13 protein-coding genes are annotated in these 14,772 nt (G+C 57.4%); all 13 read left to right on the top strand.

The annotated features are described in order from the left end of the window. Window positions 1-81 precede the first annotated feature (81 nt). Entirely contained in the window at window positions 82-549 is a 468-nt protein-coding gene (gene hycA, locus GW591_RS01450; protein WP_166859975.1) for a formate hydrogenlyase regulator HycA, read from the top strand. A 147-nt stretch (window positions 550-696) separates the two neighbouring features. After that, entirely contained in the window at window positions 697-1,326 is a 630-nt protein-coding gene (locus GW591_RS01445; RefSeq protein ID WP_015689513.1) for a 4Fe-4S dicluster domain-containing protein, read from the top strand. Beyond that, a complete protein-coding gene (locus tag GW591_RS01440; RefSeq protein ID WP_166859973.1) occupies window positions 1,323-3,227 on the top strand; it encodes a proton-conducting transporter transmembrane domain-containing protein in 1,905 nt (634 codons plus the stop codon). Before GW591_RS01445 ends, GW591_RS01440 begins: the two co-directional genes overlap by 4 nt. A gap of 10 nt (window positions 3,228-3,237) precedes the next feature. Then, window positions 3,238-4,191, top strand: coding sequence for a respiratory chain complex I subunit 1 family protein (locus GW591_RS01435; protein WP_153374876.1), 954 nt, complete (start codon window positions 3,238-3,240; stop codon window positions 4,189-4,191). A gap of 44 nt (window positions 4,192-4,235) precedes the next feature. Beyond that, the gene (locus GW591_RS01430) at window positions 4,236-5,960 is read left to right on the top strand and encodes a hydrogenase large subunit (RefSeq protein ID WP_015689510.1); all 1,725 of its coding nucleotides are present in this window, start codon (window positions 4,236-4,238) and stop codon (window positions 5,958-5,960) included. 15 nt (window positions 5,961-5,975) lie between these two features. Beyond that, window positions 5,976-6,533, top strand: coding sequence for a formate hydrogenlyase complex iron-sulfur subunit (locus GW591_RS01425; protein ID WP_013574482.1), 558 nt, complete (start codon window positions 5,976-5,978; stop codon window positions 6,531-6,533). Continuing rightward, window positions 6,530-7,327, top strand: coding sequence for an NADH-quinone oxidoreductase subunit B family protein (locus GW591_RS01420; protein ID WP_013574481.1), 798 nt, complete (start codon window positions 6,530-6,532; stop codon window positions 7,325-7,327). Before GW591_RS01425 ends, GW591_RS01420 begins: the two co-directional genes overlap by 4 nt. Then, complete coding sequence (hycH, locus tag GW591_RS01415) at window positions 7,327-7,806, top strand: formate hydrogenlyase maturation protein HycH (RefSeq protein WP_013574480.1); 480 nt, start codon at window positions 7,327-7,329, stop codon at window positions 7,804-7,806. The genes GW591_RS01420 and hycH overlap by 1 nt, the downstream gene beginning before the upstream one ends. Further along, window positions 7,799-8,284, top strand: coding sequence for a hydrogenase maturation peptidase HycI (hycI, locus tag GW591_RS01410; RefSeq protein WP_013574479.1), 486 nt, complete (start codon window positions 7,799-7,801; stop codon window positions 8,282-8,284). The genes hycH and hycI overlap by 8 nt, the downstream gene beginning before the upstream one ends. Window positions 8,285-8,613: 329 nt before the next feature. Continuing rightward, on the top strand, window positions 8,614-9,159 hold the full coding sequence (gene hydN, locus GW591_RS01405; protein ID WP_013574478.1) for an electron transport protein HydN: 546 nt from the start codon (window positions 8,614-8,616) through the stop codon (window positions 9,157-9,159). 23 nt (window positions 9,160-9,182) lie between these two features. Then, window positions 9,183-11,354, top strand: coding sequence for a formate dehydrogenase subunit alpha (gene fdhF / locus GW591_RS01400; protein WP_015689505.1), 2,172 nt, complete (start codon window positions 9,183-9,185; stop codon window positions 11,352-11,354). A 64-nt stretch (window positions 11,355-11,418) separates the two neighbouring features. Then, on the top strand, window positions 11,419-13,746 hold the full coding sequence (gene hypF / locus GW591_RS01395; RefSeq protein WP_166859971.1) for a carbamoyltransferase HypF: 2,328 nt from the start codon (window positions 11,419-11,421) through the stop codon (window positions 13,744-13,746). Next, a complete protein-coding gene (locus GW591_RS01390) occupies window positions 13,739-14,764 on the top strand; it encodes a HoxN/HupN/NixA family nickel/cobalt transporter (protein ID WP_013574475.1) in 1,026 nt (341 codons plus the stop codon). The genes hypF and GW591_RS01390 overlap by 8 nt, the downstream gene beginning before the upstream one ends. Window positions 14,765-14,772: the final 8 nt, after the last annotated feature.

Genomic DNA, 14,772 nt, shown 5'->3' with positions numbered 1-14,772 from the left:
GCGCCGTATTTTCGTCGTCACTTTCTGCATAAAGACGGACCGGAAAGGCACCTACGCACACCTCAATAACGGGTAATGACAATGAGCACTCTCAGCGAACTGACCAGTAAAGCGGATTATATAGCCAGCAAAAACAGCCATCTGAAATCACAATGGCGCCTGTATCGGAACAGCCTGACACAGGCCATAACCCATTCAAATAAAAAGATAAACCATGAATTCAGTTGCGGCGAAGATCAGGATATCCGCTTCACCCTGTTTAACCATTTTTCCGTCAGTATTCATCTCAGCGACGACTTCTACAGTCAGGATATCGTTTACAGCCTGAACATGGCGCACAGCGGTGAAGAATCCGACTTCAGAGCGTTTGCACACGCCACGCTGAGTGAAGAAGGCCGGGTTGATGGCACCGTGGATATTAAAGATAAGAACGCCGTGCTGGAACATTATCTCAATAAAATATCGGCTATTTATCAGTGTATTTTTGACTCACTGAAAACTAATCAGCCCATTCATTCGCAACTCGATAAATTACTCGACCACGCCTGATTTACATTCAGAAATACATTATCACACCGGCATAACAGGAATGTTTTTCATTGCCGTTTTTTTACTGGGATCTATTCCGACATAAATGTCGAAATGTCAATTTAAGTGCCGATTTCGTCACCTTTGACGAAATACCAAGGAGACTTCATGAGCTTTAAAAATGCCATGAATCAATATGTGATAGCTGATCCGAAACTTTGTATTGGCTGCAATACCTGTATGGCCAGTTGTTCGCAGGAACACCAGCGTCACGGTTTACAATCTGCCCCCCGTTTGCAGGTGATGCGAAACCGTCTGGATTCCGCGCCGGTGATGTGTCACCAGTGTGAAGATGCCCCCTGCGCGCAGGTGTGTCCGGTTAATGCTATCACCCGTGAAAACGACGCGATTCATCTCAATGAAAGCCTCTGCGTCAGTTGCAAACTGTGCGGGCTTGCCTGCCCGTTCGGTGCCATCACCTTTTCCGGCAGCACGCCGCTGGACATGCCCGTCGACTGTAACACCTCAAAAGCGCTGCCCGCGCCGCGCCCGCCACGTGCGATCAGCCCTTTCCTGGATTGTGTGCCGGGGGTTCGCGCGGTGGCAGTGAAATGCGATTTATGCAGTTTCAGCCCTGAGGGTCCGGCATGCATCAAGACCTGTCCCACACAGGCCATCCGGCTTATCACGGCCAGTCTGTCTGAAAATGCCAGCCAGCAAAAACGCCTGAATGCGATGAATGTATTCCCGGCCGGGCTGACATCCTTTAGTGCGCCTGACACGGAGGCCAAACAATGACGGCACTATTAACGTTGGATCCGGCATCACTGTTGACGCTGGCGCTGCTGGTCTGGGTTTTCAGCGGCATTATCTGCGGGTTACTGGCAGGAGCCGCGAAATTAAGCAGCCTGATTTCAGGCGCTGGCAGCATGGTGGCATCCGTGGCGGTTATTATCGCTGCGATTCAGATGGTTAACAGTGGCGCACCGGTGACCCTTACACTGCCGGTTCTGCCTTACCGCGCCAGCTTCAGCCCGCTGAATGCATTGTTGTTACTGGCGATGTCGGTAACGGCCTTGTTCAGCAGCCTGTATGCCTGCGCATGGCTGGCGAATGCCCGTCCGCGCCAGCGCGCCCGTACCGGGTTGTTATGCAATCTGCTGCTGGCGGCGCTGACTGCCGCGGCGATTTCCGCCAATGCGGCTGAACTGATCCTGATGATGGAAATGGCCGCGCTGTGTGCGTATTTCATGATCGTACAAGCCGACGATGTGAAAAGCCGCCGTGCCGGTCTGAATCAGTTTTTATCCGGCCGCCTCGGCACGCTGTGTCTGATCCTGGCGTTTGCGCTGCTGCATCACGCCAGCGGCAGTCTGGATTTTGAGGTTCTTCGCCACACCACGTTTACGCCAGGCATTAGATCGCTGGCTTTCCTGCTGGCACTGGCCGGTTTCGGACTCTACGCCGGGATTATCCCGCTGCACGCCTGGGTGCCGCAGTCGCATTCCAGCGCCCCCGCCCACGCCGCTGCCCTGTTCTCTTCGGCGCTGATGAAAATCGGCATTATTGGCATCGTAAAAGTCGGTCTGGACTTGCTCGGCGCACCGCCACTCTGGTGGGGCCTGATGGTATTGCTTCTGGCAATCCTGACCGCATTTATCGGCGGCCTGTACGCGCTGATGGAGCACGATATCCGCCGTCTGCTGGCCTATCACACGCTGGAAAACGTCGGGATTATTTTGCTCGGCATCGGCGGCGCCATGGTGGGCGTGGCGCTGAATCTGCCGCTGCTGGCTTCGCTCGCCCTGCTGGCCGGATTGTTTCACCTGTTTAATCACGGGTTGTTTAAAACCGCGCTGTTCCTCGGTGCCGGTGAAATCGAAATGCAGACCGGCATTAAGGACATGGAAAAACTCGGCGGGATCGCCCGTCTGATGCCGTGGACCGCCGTGTCGATGCTGATTGCCCTGATGTCGATGGCTGCCCTGCCGCCGCTGAACGGCTTTGCCAGCGAATGGCTGCTGTATCAGTCGCTGTTCCAGCTGAGTGCGGGTCACGTGTTTATCGCACGTCTGCTCGGGCCGCTGCTGGCGGTCGGTCTGGCCCTGACCGGTGCGCTGGCGCTGATGTGTATTGCCAAAGTTTTCGGCGTCACTTTCTTAGGCACACCACGCAGTCCGGCGGCGGCAGACGCCACGCCTGCCCCGCGACTGATGACACTCAGCAGCGTATTGCTGGCGCTGTTGTGTGTGGTTTTCGGTGTCGCCTCGCCGTGGTTGATTCCGCACTTCTCCGCCGTTGCCGCCTCAGTGCTGAACGTGCCTGTTTTACAGGCCGCCGGACATGGCGCGGCGTTCTCCGCCACGTCTGCGGTATCCGCGCCGATGGTCGCCATTCTGCTGCTGGGCATGCCGCTGCTGCCGTGGATTGCCGCCACGGTATTGCGCGGTTCCCGTCTGCCAAACCGTTCACGCGGCGATGCCTGGGCCTGTGGCTACGGCCATTCCGCTGACATGGTGGTGACAGCGACGAGTTTTGCCCAACCGCTGCGCGTGATGTTTGCCCCGCTTTATCGCCTGCGTCAGCACATGACACCGGCTCCGCTGGTGGCCGCGCTGCACCGTGGCTGGCTGGGTGCCTTCTGCCGTCGTCTGGCTTTCATCGAACTGGCCGTGTTGCTGGTCGTGGCTTTTGCCTGAGGAACTGACTATGAACACTTCATTCTTACTCGCGGGTTCGTTGTGGCCGCTGGCGCTGATTCAGGCGATTGCGTTGCTGGCGCTCGCGCCGCTGTTTGCCGGATTCAGCCGCGTAATGCGCGCACGGATGCACAACCGTCAGGGACCCGGCGTGTTACAGGAATACCGTGATATCACCAAACTGCTGACCCGCCAGAGTGTCGCACCCGCCGCGGCCGGTGCGGCGTTTCGCAGCATGCCGTACCTGCTGACCGGCGGCTTACTGGTGATCGCCACCGCCCTGCCGGTGGTGACGCTGGCGTCGCCACTGGGCGCGGCAGGCGATCTGATCACGGTCATCTATCTGTTTGCCATAGTGCGTTTTGTGTTTGCCATCGCCGGGCTGGATACCGGCAGCACCTTCACCGGCATCGGCGCCAGCCGTGAAGCGGTGCTTGGTGTGCTGGTCGAGCCCATTCTGCTGCTCGGGCTGTGGATTGCGGCGCTGGTCGCCGGTTCCACCTCGCTTGGCGCCATTGCCGCCCGTGTTCTGCACTGGCCGCTGTCGTCTTCCTTAACACTCGTTCTGGCCGGTCTGGCCTGTGCATTCGCGACCTATATCGAAATGGGCAAGCTGCCGTTCGACATGGCGGAAGCCGAGCAGGAATTACAGGAAGGCCCGCTGACCGAATACTCCGGCGCGGCGCTGGGCGTGCTGAAAATCGGCATCAGCCTGAAACAACTGGTGGTGTTGCAGCTATTCCTTGGTCTGTTTTTCCCGTTCGGACTGGCGGAGCAACTCACGCCGCTGACGTTGCTGACCGCCGTGGTGCTGTGTCTGGTGAAACTGCTGATCGCGGTATTTGTGGTGGCGCTCATCGAGAACAGCGTCGCCCGTCTGCGCTTTCTTAAAACTTCCCGCACCACCTGGGCGGGTTTCGGGCTGGCGTTTCTGGCGCTGGTTTCCTGGCTGGTCGCAGGCTGACCTGACATTTTTCTTGTCCCGCTGCGGCGGGAAGAGGCTTTGTAATGAGTGAGTTCAATACCGCATTAAATCAAAACCCGGTCGGTAAAGAGTATCTGGCCGCGCTGGCGAAACAGTTTCCGTCGGCGATCTTAGGCAGTGAATGGCAGACCGACACGCAGGCGACCGTCACCATCAGGCTGAACTGGCTGCCGGAAGTGGTCGAATGGCTGTATTACCAGCAGGGTGGCTGGCTTTCCGTGTTATTCGGCAATGACGAACGTACGTTGTGCGGCAACTACGCGCTGTATTACGTGCTGTCGATGGAAAAAGGCGTGAAGTGCTGGATCACCGTGCGCGCCGAAGTGGATCCTGTGTCGCTGGAATTCCCTTCCGTGACACCGCGCGTACCGGCAGCGGTCTGGGGCGAACGTGAAGTGCGTGATATGTACGGGTTGCGCCCGGTCGGGTTGCCGGACGAACGCCGTCTGGTGCTGCCGGATGACTGGCCGGACGATTTATACCCGCTGCGCAAAGATGCGATGGATTACCGCCAGCGCCCGGCACCCACCACGGACGAAGAAACCTATCCGTTTATTTCCGAAGCCAAAGAAGGCAGCAAAATTGTGCCGATTGGTCCGCTGCACGTCACTTCTGACGAACCGGGACACTTTCGTCTGTTCGTTGACGGCGAAGACATTATCGATGCCGATTACCGGCTGTTTTACGTGCACCGTGGCATGGAGAAACTGGCCGAAACCCGCATGGGCTACAACGAAGTCACCTTCCTCTCAGACCGTGTTTGCGGCATCTGCGGCTTCACGCACAGCGTGGCGTACACCTCTTCGGTCGAAAACGCGATGGGTATCGTGGTGCCGGAACGCGCCCAGATGATCCGTTCTATTCTGCTGGAAGTCGAACGTCTGCACAGCCATCTGCTGAACCTCGGGCTTGCCTGTCATTTTGTCGGTTTTGATTCCGGTTTCATGCAGTTTTTCCGCGTCCGTGAACAGTCGATGAAGATGGCAGAAATCCTGACCGGCGCGCGTAAAACCTACGGCATGAACCTGATCGGCGGCATCCGCCGTGACATCCTCAAAGACGACATGATCGCCACGATTGCGCTGGCGGGCAGCATGCGCCGGGATCTTAACGAGCTGGTGGATATCCTGCTCAGCACGCCAAATACCCGGCAGCGCAGCATCGGCGTCGGTATTCTGGATCCGCAGGTGGCGCGGGATTTCAGTAATGTCGGCCCGATGGTGCGCGGCAGCGGTCACCGCCGCGATATGCGTCAGGATCACCCGTATGCCGGTTACGCCAAACTGCCATTTGAACTGTGCAGCGAAACCGGTAACGACGTTTATTCCCGCCTGAAAGTGCGCATCCACGAAGTGTTTAACGCCCTGAATATGATCGAGTTCGGCCTGCAAAGCCTGCCCGGCGGCCCGCTGGCGGTGGAAGGCTTTAATTATATTCCTCACCGTTTCGCCCTCGGTTTTGCTGAAGCACCACGCGGGGACGACATTCACTGGAGCATGACCGGCGACAACCAAAAGCTGTTCCGCTGGCGTTGCCGTGCGGCGACTTACGCCAACTGGCCGACGCTGCGTTACATGTTGCGCGGCAATACGGTCTCCGATGCGCCGCTGATTATCGGCAGTCTCGATCCTTGTTATTCCTGCACCGACCGCATGACGGTTGTCGATGTGCGTAAGAAAACGTCCATCGTCGTGCCTTACAAAGAGATCGAACGCTACGGCATCGAACGCAAAAATTCGCCGCTTTGAGGAGCTGCTCCCATCATGCTGAAACTGATTAAAAAAGTGCTTAAAACCGGCACCGCAACCGTGGCTTATCCGTTTAAGCCGCTGGATCTGGCAGCGAATTTTCGCGGCAAACCGCAATACACCGCACAGCAGTGTATTGCCTGCGGCGCGTGTGCCAACGCCTGCCCGTCTAACGCGCTGACCATGACCACGGCAGAAGACGGCGAAACCCTCCGCTGGCAGCTGTTCTTAGGCCGCTGCATTTTCTGCGCCCGCTGCGAGGAAGTCTGCCCGACGGCGGCCATCAGACTGTCGCAGGAATTTGAACTGGCAGTCTGGCGTAAAGAAGACCTGTTTGAGACCGCGGATTTCCCTATCTGTCACTGCCGTGCCTGCGGCAAACCTTACGCGGTACAAAAGGAAATCGACTTCGCACTCAGCCTGTTGCAGGAAAGCGCCGCCCTGAGCGACCGGCAAGTTGCTGACCGCCGGGAGCAGTATGAAACCTGCCCCGAATGCAAAAAACTGCACAGCCTTTCTTCCTCCGACCGTATTGATATTGGCCGGCACATGACCACGGAGGCTCATTCATGAGTCATAACCTGATTGCTCCGCGTGACGAAAATGGCCTGCCGGTACCCGTCACGCTGGATGAAAGCATTGCCAAACTGAAATCCACACTGCTTCACAGCATCCGCCGCTCAGCTTACGTTTACCGCGTGGACTGCGGCGGCTGTAACGGCTGTGAAATTGAGATTTTCGCGGCCATTTCCCCGCTGTTCGACGCCGAACGCTTTGGGATTAAAGTGGTCCCGTCGCCGCGTCACGCAGACATTTTGCTGTTCACCGGTGCCGTGACCCGCGCCATGCGTATTCCGGCGCTGCGCGCCTGGGATTCTGCGCCGGATCCGAAAATCTGCATTTCCTACGGCGCCTGCGGCAACAGCGGCGGCATCTTCCACGATCTGTATTGCGTGTGGGGCGGCACTGACAAAATCGTGCCGGTGGATGTGTATATTCCGGGTTGCCCGCCGACACCGGCCGCCACCATTTATGGTTTTGCGATGGCGCTGGGTTTGCTGGATCAGAAGATCAAAGGCCAGCAACACGATGAGGCGGCCACCGAACCGGCTCTGCTGCTGCATCCGGATTTACCGCAGCCGCTGCGCGTGTTGCTGGACCGCGAAGCGCGCCGGATGGCCGGTTACCGTTATGGCCGCCAGATTGCCGACACCTTTATGGATATCGTGGCCGCGCCCGGCTTACAACCCGTGGAACAGCGCGTTTCTGCATATCTTGAAGAACAAGGCGATCTGCGTCTCAACGAAATTGTCGGCAACCTGCAGCACATTTATCAGCAGGTTCTGCGTGGCGAGGTACACCTGTGATGACCTCCGTCAACGACCAGCGCTACGCGCGACATCAACCCTACGCCGGTCATCAGCCGGACAAGAACAAAGTGATTTTCTATTCGCTGAGCAGCAAGTTTGTCGATGAGAAAAGCGCCCTGAAACGCAGTTCGCAAAAAGTGCAGGAAGTGGTGTATTACAGCCTGGCGATCGGCCATCACCTCGGGGTGATCGACTGCCTGAAATCTCGTCTCGAATGCCCTCTCGACGGGTATATGCACTGGATTGACTGCCTGCCCGAAAACAGCGAAGCATATCGAAAACTGGCCGGTGTGCAGCGTTTCGGAGAGATCATTATCGACAGCAGCCACACCCACCTGCTGGCGCTGGCGCTGAGCGCTGCCCGCCCGTACATGAGTGATACGCAACAGGGCTGGAGCGATGCGCTGATCACCCTGCTTGCCCAGATTGAAAACGACCCCGCCATGTACCTGATGGTCAGGAGATACGATGCCTGATTTATCCTCCCGCTACGCATTGCTGTGCGTGGGCAACAGCATGATGGGCGACGACGGTGCCGGCCCGCGGCTGGCCGAACTGTGCGCTGAAAAACCGCTGTCCGGCTGGACTGTGGTTGACGGCGGTGCGGCACCAGAAAACGACATCGGTTATTTACGTGAACTGCGGCCTGCGCATCTGGTGATTGTCGATGCCACCGACATGGGGCTGACACCCGGTGAAATGCGCATTATCGATGAAGATGACATCGCTGAGATGTTCATGATGACCACCCACAATCTGCCGCTGACGTTCCTTATTCAGCAATTGCGTGAAGACATCCCGCAGATCACCTTTGTCGGCATTCAGCCGGACGTGGTGGCTTTTTACTTCCCGATGAGTGCCGCCGTTGAACAGGCCGTGAACCGCCTGTATCAGCTATTGCCTGCGCTGGAGCAGGGGCTGGGAATCGCCCCTTTCCGGCCCGAAAGCCTCTGACAGCGGCTGTCGACATAACTGTCGATGCGGTGACGAAACAGACATGACATCAGCCCGACATTTCGTCATCGTTACGTCATTTTTATATAACCAACTGAAATACATAGATAAAAACAAGCATCCGAAACTGGCACGTTTTATGTATAGAAGTAGATGAAAACTTTTAACCCCCTGAATTAAAAGCACACTGAAATCCCCTAAGGCATTGGCATGGCAGGAAGGCGGCAAGCGAAGGAGTCCCGATGAGCTGACATGAGTCAGTGATTCGGGCGAGTGAACGCAGCCAACGCACCTGCGATGTCAAGGACGACGGGGATTTGGAGAGAAAAATGAACCGGTTTATCATCGCCGACCCTAAAAAATGCATCGGCTGTCGTACCTGTGAAATTGCCTGCGTGATGGCTCACAGTGAATCGCAGGATATCTCGCTGCTCAACGCCGCGACATTCGCACCGCGTCTGCACGTCATTAAAGGTGTCAATCTCAGTACACCGGTGATGTGTCGCCAGTGTGAAGATGCGCCCTGTGCCAACGTCTGTCCGAACGGTGCCATTCTTCGCACAGGAGATCATGTACAGGTGATGCAGGAACGCTGCATCGGCTGTAAGACCTGCGTTGTCGCCTGCCCGTACGGCGCCATGGAAGTCGTCACCAAACCCGTTTTCCGCCAGAACGGCGCGGCGATGGTCACCACCTCGGATAAAGCCGAGGCGCACAAATGCGACCTGTGCCACACCCGCGCTGAAGGCCCGGCCTGTATGGAAATCTGCCCGACCAAGGCACTTTTCGCTATCGACCGTAACCACTTACAGGAAATGAACGCAGAAAAACGCCGCCGCGCTGCGCTCGACAGCACCTCCCCGTTGCTGTTTTAACCCCGGATTAAGGAAGCAAGACCATGAAAAAAGTCACCACTGTCTGCCCGTATTGCGGCGCCGGATGTAAATTGAATCTGGTTGTAGATAACGGAAAAATCATCCGTGCGGAAGCCGCGAACGGCGTCACCAATCAGGGCGAACTGTGCCTGAAAGGCTATTACGGCTGGGATTTTCTCAATGACACCAAACTGCTGACCCCGCGCCTGACCCAGCCGCTCATCCGCCGCCAGAAAGGCGGAAAATTCGAAGCCGTCAGCTGGGATGAAGCCATCCGTTACACCGCACAGCGCCTGAAAGACATTAAACAAAAACACGGCCCGCGTTCCATTATGACCACCGGCTCTTCCCGCGGGACCGGCAATGAAACCAACTATGTGATGCAGAAATTTGCCCGTGCAGTGATCGGCACCAATAACGTCGACTGCTGCGCCCGCGTGTGTCACGGCCCGTCGGTGGCCGGTTTGCAGGCCACGCTCGGTAACGGCGCGATGAGTAATTCCATCGGCGATATCGAAAACTCAAAATGTCTGCTGGTGTTCGGCTATAACTGCGCGGATTCCCATCCCATCGTCGCGCGCCGTGTGATCAAAGCGAAAGAAAAAGGCGCGCAGATCATCGTCTGCGACCCCCGCCGCATCGAAACCGCACGTATTGCCGATCAGCATCTGCAAATCAAAAACGGCTGCAACATGGCGCTGGTGAATGCCTTTGCCCACGTGTTGATCGAAGAAGATCTGTATGACCATGACTATGTCGCGAAATACACCGAAGGCTTTGAGGAATACCGCAAAAATGTGGCGGATTACTCACCGGAAGCCGTGGCAGAACAGACCGGTGTTTCCGCGCAGCAAATCCGTCAGGCGATGCGCACTTACGCCGCTGCACCTTCAGCCACCATCATGTGGGGCATGGGCGTCACCCAGTTTGGTCAGGCGGTTGACGTGGTAAAAGGTCTGGCAGGGCTGGCTTTGCTGACCGGTAATCTTGGCCGCGCCAACGTCGGCGTCGGACCGGTACGCGGTCAGAATAATGTGCAGGGTGCCTGTGATATGGGTGTGCTGCCGAATGAATTCCCGGGCTATCAGTCCGTCACCGATCCGAAAGTTCGCGCGAAATTCGCCGATGCCTGGGGCATTGACGTGAATCAGATGGACACCGAAGTCGGTCACCGTATCACGGAAATCCCGCATCTGGCCCTTGAAGGCAAAGTTAAAGCCTATTACATCATGGGTGAAGATCCGTTGCAGACCGAAGCCGATTTAGGTCTGGTGCGCAAAGGCTTTGAAGCACTGGAATTCGTGGTGGTTCAGGACATCTTCATGACCAAAACCGCCGAGCAGGCCGACGTGATTTTACCGGCCACTTCCTGGGGCGAACACGGCGGTGTCTTCTCCTGCGCAGACCGTGGCTTCCAGCGCTTCGAGAAAGCCATCGAACCAAAATATAACGTCAAGCGCGACTGGGACATTATCAGCCTGCTGGCGACCGAAATGGGTTATCCGATGCATTACAACGATAACCAGGAAATCTGGGACGAAATGCGCAGCCTGTGTCCGCTGTTTTACGGCGCCACCTACGAAAAAATGGGCGAACTGGGACACGTGCAGTGGCCTTGTACCACGCTTGAAAGCCCGGGGACGCCATATCTGTATGCCGACAATCACTTCGATACCCCGACCGGTAAAGGCCAGTTGTTTGCCGCACCGTGGCGCGCACCGGCTGAAGTGCCGGACGGCGATTATCCGCTGGTGTTGTGTACCGTGCGTGAAGTCGGTCACTACTCCTGCCGTTCAATGACCGGTAACTGTGCGGCATTGCAAACGCTGGCTGATGAACCGGGCTTCGTGCAGATGCACCCGGTGGACGCCCAGGCGCTGGGTATCCGTGATCAGCAACTGGTCTGGGTGGCATCACGCCGTGGCAAAGTCATTTCCCGCGCCAACTACAACGAACGTATCAACCCGGGTGCGGTGTACATGACGTATCAGTGGTGGATCGGTGCCTGTAATGAACTGACCCAGGACAATCTCGACCCGATTTCCAAAACGCCGGAAACCAAATACTGCGCGGTGAAAGTCGAGCAGATCGCCGATCAGCGCTGGGCAGAGAACTACGCTCATCAGACTTACAGCGACATGAAAGCGCGCCTGCGCAGCGCCGTGGAAGATGTGATCCCGGTGGTTGAGGTTTAGTTTTTAAGCTCCTCCCCCTTCGCAGGGGGAGGAGCAACCCCCCCCTGAGATTTAAGAGGTATTTATGTCTGATTCCGGTCTGCTCATTCGCGTCTGCGGCAAAGTCCAGGGCGTCGGTTTCCGACCTTTTATCTGGCAACTGGCCGACCGTCTGCAGCTCCGGGGGGAAGTGTGTAATGACAGCGCGGGTGTGGAAATCAGGCTGCTTCAGCCGGTCAATCTCGAACTTTTTATTGAACAATTACAGCGCGACTGCCCGCCGCTGGCGCGCATCGACAGCATCAGCTTCAATCCTTTCGACTGGCAGACGCTTCCGCAAAATTTCACTATCGCTGACAGCCGTCACAGCCGGATGGATACGCAGGTGGTGCCCGACGCGGCAACCTGCCCGGAATGCCTGAAAGACATCACCCGCCCGGGTGATCGTCGTTTCGGCTACGCCTTCACCAACTGCACACATTGCGGCCCGCGTTTTACACTGATCCGCGCCATGCCTTATGACCGCCCTTCCACCAGCATGGCGGAATTTACATTGTGTCCGCACTGTCAGCAGGAATATCAGAACCCCGCCGACCGGCGGTTTCACGCACAGCCGGTCGCCTGCCCGCAGTGCGGGCCGCAGGTCAGCGCGACGTTGCAAAATGGCGACATGCTGGCGCAAGGAGATGCGGCGGTGGAATACGCGGTTGCGGCATTACGCGCGGGTAAAATCGTCGCTATTAAAGGGCTGGGAGGCTTTCATCTGGCCTGCGATGCCACGCAGCAAAACGCGGTGATGCGGCTGCGCGAACGTAAACAGCGTCCGTCAAAACCGCTGGCGGTGATGCTGCCGGACATCGGCTGGCTGGCAGAATGCAGCGATGAAAGCCCGCCATTTGCACTGCGCGAAATGCTGGAGTCACCGGCCGCGCCCATCGTACTGGCAACGAAAAGCGCGATGTCGCCGCTGTGCGCGGCAATCGCGCCGGAACTGGACGAAGTCGGACTGATGCTGCCGTTTACCCCGCTGCATCATTTGCTGATGCAGGCAGTGGATACTCCGCTGGTGATGACCTCCGGAAATGCGAACGGTTGTGCCCCCGTGCTGACTAATGCGGCTGCGCTGTTGCAACTCGATGGCATTGCAGACATGTGGCTGTTGCATAACCGCGATATCGTCCAGCGCGCCGATGATTCGCTGCTGCGTGTGACGCCGCACGGTACTGAAATGCTGCGCCGCGCACGCGGCTATGTGCCCGATGCTTTTACGTTGCCTGACGGATTCGATGCCCAGCCGTCGCTGCTGGCACTGGGCGGTGACCTCAAAAATACCTTCTGTCTGGTGCGCGGTGATCAGGCGATTCTCAGCGCACATTTCGGGTCACTCACCCGCAGCGATATTGCCGGACAGCAGCAGCAGGCGATTGAACATTTTCAGCACCTTTATGACTGTATGCCGCTGGCGGTGGCCCGTGATGCACATCCGGCGTATATCAGTCATGTGCAGGCGGAAAGTCACGGTGTACGCATGATTGATGTTCTTCATCATCACGCTCATATCACCGCGTGTCTGGCGGAACATCACTGGCCGCTGGATGGCAGCAAGGTCATCGGGCTGGCGCTTGACGGGCTGGGTTATGGTATTGCTGACGATAAAACCGGTGCCCTGTGGGGCGGTGAGTGTTTACAGGTGGATTATCTGCACTGTGAACATTTAGGCGGATTGCCTGCCGTTGCGCTGCCGGGTGGCGACCGGGCCGCGCGGGAACCGTGGCGAAATTTGCTGGCGCAGTGGCAGGCGTTTGTGCCGGACTGGCAGACACGCCCGGAGGCAAAGGTGTTGCAGGCATATCCGTGGTTGCCGCTCTCCAGAGCCATCACCGCCGGGATTAATGCCCCGCTGGCGTCTTCCTGCGGGCGCTTGTTTGATGCCGTCGCCGCCGCACTCGGCTGTACGCCTGCGCAACTGAGCTGGGAAGGCGAAGCGGCATGCCGTCTGGAAGCGCTGGCACAACGTGCACAGGGTATTTCGCATCCGGTCACGATGCCACTGCGGCATACGCCGTCGGGCACTTTTCTGGATTTAGCGACGTTCTGGCAGCAATGGCTCGGCTGGAATGCCACGCCTGCCGCACGGGCTTTCGCTTTTCACGACGCGCTGGCGCAAGGCTTTGCCGCCCTCGCCTGCTACCACGCGGTGAGAACCGACACCCGCACGGTCGCACTGGGTGGCGGCGTGCTGCACAACCGCCTGCTGCGCCAGCTTTTACATCATTATTTAGCCCCCCTTCGCGTGCTGATGCCGCAAAACGTGCCCGCCGGAGACGGCGGGCTGGCTTTGGGTCAGGCCGTTATCGCCTGCGCCCGTCTGCAATTTTCTTCTGGTTTTAACAACAAGGACTCCCATGATTAACCGTGATTTTTTTCACACGCACCGTCGTGCTTTCTGGCTGCTGATCGGGCTGCTGGCAATCAATTTACTGGCCTGGGGCTGGGCACTGGTGGTGTTTCGCCACAATGCGGCGCTGGTGGCGGCGGCCTTGCTGGCTTACGGTTACGGGCTGCGTCATGCCGTCGATGCCGATCATATTGCAGCTATCGATAACGTTACCCGCAAGCTGATGCAACAGGGTCAGCGTCCGGTGGCCGTCGGGGCATTTTTCTCCCTCGGACATTCCAGCATTGTGGTACTGGCCTGCGTGGCGATCGCCGCAACGTCACTGATGTTTGGCAACAAAATTGGCTGGTTGCACGATTATGGCAGCACCATCGGCACGATGGTTTCCGCACTGTTTTTACTGATGATGGCCCTGCTGAATGCGCTGATCCTGCGCGATGTTTACCGCCGTTTTCAGAAGATCAAACAGGGCAAAAGCTTTCCGGACGCCGGAGAAACCCACGCGATGCAGGGAGGTGTGATGAGCCGGTTATTCAGCTTTGCGTTTAATCTGGTGAATAAAAGCTGGCAGATGTATCTGGTGGGATTTTTGTTCGGGCTGGGTTTTGATACCGCCACGGAAATTGGCCTGTTGGGGATTTCCGCTGCGGGGGCCTCTTCCGGCATGTCCGTATGGAGCATTCTGGTATTTCCGGCGTTGTTCGCCAGCGGCATGGCACTGGTCGATTCGCTGGATAACTTTGTCATGGTCGGCGCTTACGGCTGGGCGTTCGATAAACCGGTGCGAAAGCTCTATTACAACATGACGATTACAGCCACCAGCGTGATGATCGCTCTGTTGATCGGCGGCCTGGAAGCACTCGGACTGATGGCCGATAAACTGGATTTACACGGCGGAATATGGGCGGTTGTCGAACGCCTGAATGAGAATATGGGCAGCGTCGGCTATGCGGCTGTGGCGATTTTCGTCGTGTTCTGGGGCATCTCTGTCCTTAATTATCGCCGCAAAGGCTATGACAATCTGGCGGTGTGATCCGCCCG

The sequence above is a fragment of the Rahnella aceris genome (assembly GCF_011684115.1).
GTDB classification, from domain to species: Bacteria; Pseudomonadota; Gammaproteobacteria; order Enterobacterales; family Enterobacteriaceae; genus Rahnella; species Rahnella aceris.
Note: the sequence above shows the minus strand (reverse complement) of the source record. Positions and strands in the feature narration are given on the sequence as shown.

Coding starts and splice junctions, on each gene's coding strand:
- hycA (WP_166859975.1), top strand. CDS start 82: ATGAGCACTCTCAGCGAACTGACCAGTAAAGCGGATTATATAGCCAGC.
- GW591_RS01445 (WP_015689513.1), top strand. CDS start 697: ATGAGCTTTAAAAATGCCATGAATCAATATGTGATAGCTGATCCGAAA.
- GW591_RS01440 (WP_166859973.1), top strand. CDS start 1,323: ATGACGGCACTATTAACGTTGGATCCGGCATCACTGTTGACGCTGGCG.
- GW591_RS01435 (WP_153374876.1), top strand. CDS start 3,238: ATGAACACTTCATTCTTACTCGCGGGTTCGTTGTGGCCGCTGGCGCTG.
- GW591_RS01430 (WP_015689510.1), top strand. CDS start 4,236: ATGAGTGAGTTCAATACCGCATTAAATCAAAACCCGGTCGGTAAAGAG.
- GW591_RS01425 (WP_013574482.1), top strand. CDS start 5,976: ATGCTGAAACTGATTAAAAAAGTGCTTAAAACCGGCACCGCAACCGTG.
- GW591_RS01420 (WP_013574481.1), top strand. CDS start 6,530: ATGAGTCATAACCTGATTGCTCCGCGTGACGAAAATGGCCTGCCGGTA.
- hycH (WP_013574480.1), top strand. CDS start 7,327: ATGACCTCCGTCAACGACCAGCGCTACGCGCGACATCAACCCTACGCC.
- hycI (WP_013574479.1), top strand. CDS start 7,799: ATGCCTGATTTATCCTCCCGCTACGCATTGCTGTGCGTGGGCAACAGC.
- hydN (WP_013574478.1), top strand. CDS start 8,614: ATGAACCGGTTTATCATCGCCGACCCTAAAAAATGCATCGGCTGTCGT.
- fdhF (WP_015689505.1), top strand. CDS start 9,183: ATGAAAAAAGTCACCACTGTCTGCCCGTATTGCGGCGCCGGATGTAAA.
- hypF (WP_166859971.1), top strand. CDS start 11,419: ATGTCTGATTCCGGTCTGCTCATTCGCGTCTGCGGCAAAGTCCAGGGC.
- GW591_RS01390 (WP_013574475.1), top strand. CDS start 13,739: ATGATTAACCGTGATTTTTTTCACACGCACCGTCGTGCTTTCTGGCTG.